At 34.8% G+C, this 509-nt stretch carries 1 protein-coding gene; it reads right to left on the reverse strand.

Annotated elements, in window-relative coordinates:
- On the reverse strand, positions 1 to 509 hold a 509-nt coding region (locus tag IDG60_RS02380), incomplete at both ends, for a thermonuclease family protein (protein WP_206160456.1).

The following is a 509-nucleotide window of genomic DNA, read 5'->3' on the forward strand; positions in this document are numbered from 1 at the left end:
CATGTGTATTGTTAGGTTTATAAACATAAGCAACTTTAGCCAAGCCTTGACGAACTAAAGCTTCGTTTACCATTTTTCCATCAGCATAAATATACGCTAAGCCACGTCCATATTTATCAGTTCTTTGGCCTTTGTCAAACTCGACTTCAATTTTCTTTGCATTTTCTACCATTTTTTTCGTAAATGCACTTGCTTCAGGACCATATTTCTCTACACCTTTTTTAGGATGCTTTGTTTCAGGTGTATCCACCAATAATAGTCTAAATGTCATTGGTTGACCTTTGTACATTAATTTAACCGTATCACCATCAATCGCTTTAATTAATGTCGCAGGTTCTTTATGTAATTTTTTAGTTGAAGTTGCACTATATACTGTTGGATGTTCAGAACCACTTCTATTTACGCCGTTATCTGTTTGTGATGCATTTGCTGAGCTACTTAGACTTGAAACTACAACTAAAGTTAACACTAAGCAACTAGTAGCGAAAAAGAAAAACCTCTTTGCGTAT

This window comes from Staphylococcus sp. EG-SA-2 (assembly GCF_017152085.1).